Source organism: Gemmatimonas sp., from assembly GCF_041689975.1.
GTDB lineage: Bacteria > Gemmatimonadota > Gemmatimonadetes > Gemmatimonadales > Gemmatimonadaceae > Gemmatimonas.
In genome coordinates, this window is record NZ_JBDNFF010000320.1 from 1 (window position 1) to 4,249 (window position 4,249).

2 protein-coding genes are annotated in these 4,249 nt (G+C 61.8%); both read left to right on the forward strand.

Annotated features, from left to right (window positions below):
- Positions 1-442 precede the first annotated feature (442 nt).
- Positions 443-3,763 carry a TonB-dependent receptor domain-containing protein gene (locus ACESNG_RS19110; RefSeq protein ID WP_373065022.1) on the forward strand — a complete coding sequence of 1,107 codons (3,321 nt, stop codon included), beginning with the start codon at positions 443-445 and terminating at the stop codon, positions 3,761-3,763.
- Positions 3,764-3,979: 216 nt separating this feature from the next.
- Positions 3,980-4,249 (forward strand): four helix bundle protein (locus tag ACESNG_RS19115; RefSeq protein ID WP_373070388.1); only part of this gene is annotated, 270 nt, incomplete at its 3' end.

Consider the following 4,249-nt stretch of genomic DNA (forward strand, 5'->3'; position numbering starts at 1 on the left):
ACGCCGCTATATCCGCTGGTCCCGGCGTTGTTCTGTCTGGCCACGCTGTTCCTGCTGGTGAACGCGCTGATGGACGACGCGCAGCGCGTGCCGACGTTGGGCGTATTCGGGGTGATTCTGCTGGGGGTGCCGGTGTATTACCTCACGGTTGGGCGGAGGTCGGCGACGCGGTAAGGCTTACTCCCTAGGGAGCAGGGTACAGGATTTCAGGGGGCAGGGAGCAGCAACCGCGCGCCGGTCACCTGCATCCTGCCTCCTGAAACCCTCCATCCTGCTCCCTAGGGCGTAAAACCATCCGCCGCCCCGCCTCGTCGTGACCCACCGGTTACAGCACTCAGTTGCCCGTATGTGACGGCGACCCTAATTTTCGCCATCTCGGTGGCCGGTCTGGTCTGTCCAGCGCCGAGGGTCGTTTCCTTATCTATACCAAGAGACTGCACCTATGCGAATTCAACGTTGGTTTGGCCTCGCTGCCGCGGTGGCTGCGTTCGCCATCGGAGCGCCGAAGCCGATCGCCGCTCAGGGTCCCACCACGGGCGCCATCTCCGGAGTTGCTTCCGATTCGAGTGGCAATGGCCTTGAAGGGGTAACCGTGAGCGCCGTGAACCAAGCGACTGGTTTCAAGCTCTCCACGCTGACGAAGAAAAGCGGCTCGTACACGCTGCAGGGGCTCGAGACCGGGACGTACAATGTGAGTGTCCGGTTTATCGGGTATCGTCCGGAAGTGCGAAACGACCTCACGGTGCGCGTCACACAGAATGTGCGCGCGAACTTCGTGCTCACGCGGCAGGCGGTACAGCTCACGGAGCTCGTCACCACGGCCAGCTCCGGCGCATCCGACTTCAATCCGTCCCGCCAAGGCGCGCAGTCGCGCGTGTCGGATTCGTTGGTGCGCCGCCTGCCCAACCTCACGCGCAACATCACCGATCTCATCCAGACGTCTCCCTACGTGGCGACGAACCCGAACAGCGGTGGTGTGTCCAGCTTCGCCGGCCAGAACGCTCGATTCAACAACATTCAGGTGGACGGCCTCACGGCAGTCGATCGTTTTGGTTTGAACTCCGATCAGCAGCTCGGTGCGGCGGCGAGCGGCCGTGGTATCTCGCTGGAAGCGATCAAGGAGTTCCAGATCCTATTGTCGCCGTTCGACGTGCGCCAGGGCAACTTCACGGGTGGTCTCACGAACATCATCACCAAGAACGGTACGAACGATCTTCGGGTGACGCTGTCGGCGCAGTACCGCGACCAGCAGATGTCGGCCAATGACCCGGTCACGCGGAACACGAGCTTCGCACGACGCATGTATGCCGGCTCCATCGGCGGTCCGATCATCAAGGATCGGTTGCACTTCTTCTTTGCCGGCGACGTGAACTCTGAGGCCGCACCTGCGGGCGGACCCTTCTTCGGACAGGCCGCCAACGCGCCAGTTCCGGTTCCCGTGGGCCAAGCATCCATCGACCGCTTCAACACCGGCGTCCAGCGCATCTTCGGCTTCGACGGAGGCTCCGGCCTCGGCATCTCCAATGCCACGCCGTTGTACAACTTTCTGGGCCGCGTCGACCTCAAGATCAGCGATCAGCATCGCCTGGTGTTCCGCAACAACTACAACAATAACCAGACGCAGGACTTCGGCCGGTCCAACGCGACGGCCAATCCGTTCTTCGACTTGTCGTCGTGGGCATTCAATCGCAACGACATTAGCAACTCGTCGGGCCTGCAGTTGTTCAGCAACTTCTCGAACGGCTGGTCGAACGAACTGCAGGTCGGCTACAACGTGCAGCGCTTCGAGCGCATTCTTCCTGCTCGAGCCCCTGCGGTCATCGTCGAGAACGTGCCGAACCCGAACGGCGGTGTTGCACGCTTGCGCGCTGGCGCAGAAAACTCGTCACAGGGCAACAGCCTGGATCAGGATATCCTCGAGCTGAAGAACGATCTCACTATTCCCCTTGGACGTCATACCGTGACGTTTGGTGGTCGCGCGGAAGTGTACAAGGCCCAGAATGTCTTCACGCAGAACTCCTTCGGCGTGTGGACGTTTGCGAATCTCGATTCGCTCGATCGTGGTGTGGCCCGCCGATTCGAGGTCGGCGCTCCAGTGCCCGGTGGCGGCGATCCGATCGCACGCTTCACGGCTGCCACGTACTCGCTGTATGCGCAGGACCTCTGGAACGTGACCGACCGCATCAGCATCAACGCGGGCATTCGTGGCGATTGGGTCAACTTCCAGGATCAGCCGTTTGCGCTGCCGCGGCTTCAGTCCGACTTCGGTCGGAGCGGCGAGCTGCCACAGATGCGTATGCATGTGTCGCCCCGTCTCGGCATGAACTGGGACGTCACGGGTGATCAGAAGAATCAGCTTCGTGGCGGCGCCGGCGTGTTCATGGGTCCGCCGCCGTTCGTGTTCATGTCGAACCTGTATACGAACACCGGCAACAATTTCTCGCAGCTGGTGTGCGATCCGATCACCAACTCCGGCACTCGTGCACCGTTGCCTGCGGGCCAATACGTCACGACCACTCCGACCCCGCGCTGTGCGACCGGTCAGGAAATTGCGACGTTCAATCCGAACGGTAATGTCGGCACGATCAACACGATCGAAGACGACCTCAGCTTCCCGCAGGTGTTCCGCGCGACGCTCGGCTACGATCGTGACCTCGGCAACGAATGGATCGCGACCATTGAAGGTACGTATACCCGTGGCATCAATGATCTCTTCTACTCCAACCTGAATCAGGCGGCGCCGCTCGGCACCGACCGGAACGGCCGCACGATGTACGGCACCATTTCCACGACCGCGGCAACGGCGGGCATCCCGACACGGGCGCCGGGACGCATTGCGACGTATGTCGGTCAGGAAAACGGCGTCTTCGACGTGTCGAATCAGTCTGGCGCCTGGTCGGCTATCCTGGTGTCGCAGTTGCGGAGGCGTTTCGCCAACGGATGGGAACTCAACGGTTCTTACACGTACCAGCAGTCACGCTCGATCATCGATGCCACGTCGTCGGTGGCTCGCTCCAACTTCATCAATGGTCGGGTACTCTCCGGCAACGCACTCGACACCCAGCTCGGCGTGAGTGGCTTCCAGATGCCGCACCGCTTTGTCGTGACGGGCACCTACACGGCGCCGTGGAAGAAGGCGCCCACGGATATTGCCTTCAACTACACGGCGCAGTCGGGTACGCCGGTGGTGTGGACGGCAACAGGTGCGGGCTCCAATCGCGGTGACCTGAACGGCGATGGCTACGTTGGAAACGACGCGATCTACGTGCCCAACGATGCGCGCGTCGCCAGCGAGATGCAGTTCCGCGATCAATCGTTCTTCGTACCGTCGGCCGGCGCATCACGGTTATTTACGGCGGCCGAACAGGGCGCGGCCTTCGAGCAGTTCATCAACAGGCAGGCATGCTTGAAGTCGCAGCGCGGGCAGATCATGGAGCGTAACTCCTGCGCCAACCCTTGGTGGTCGACGCTCGACCTCAGCATTCGTCAGAACTTGCCTGCGCTCGGCGACAATCGCGTGCAGCTCCAATTCGAAGTGTTCAACCTGCCCAACATGCTGAACTCCCAGTGGGGAAAGATCCGAAGCCGTGGTGCGTTCCCCACGCAATCGATCGTGAACGTGGTGGGTGCGCAGCTTGACGGATCGGGGCGCGCGCAGCCGATCTACACGTTCGATCCGCGTGAAGCCGGCGAACCGTTCCGCGTGGTGAACTCCGTGGCGAACTTTTATCGACTGCAGGCGGGCGTGCGGTACAGTTTTTAAGCGTGGTTGTGGGTGTAGTGATTGGGCGGCGCCGGAGACGGCGCCGCCCTTTCTTTGGCTTGACGGCGTGTTTTTTGTCGGGGCGAGATCGCGAACTCCCTAGGGAGCAGGGGGGAGGGTTTCAGGGGGCAGGATGCAGGAGGGGACTGCGTTGAATCTGGCGTGACTGCGTGGTTTCGATGACACATGCCGAGAGCGCCGCGCTTATCGTGGCGCATGCAAGATCCCGCCAACATTCTCGCGTGGCATCGCGCGATTTCGCTGGCCGTCCGAGTGCACCGGATTGCACGCGGCATCAAGCGCACGCAGGCGCCGGGCCTCAGCACGCAAGTCACACGCGCCGTCGACTCCATCCCCACCAACATCGCGGAAGGGGTCGCTCAGCCCAGTGACGCCGATTGTGCTCGATTTCTCAGTTACGCCATCTCGTCGGCATTCGAAGTCGAGAGCCACCTCATCCTCGCGGACAAGCTCGGTCTCAAACTC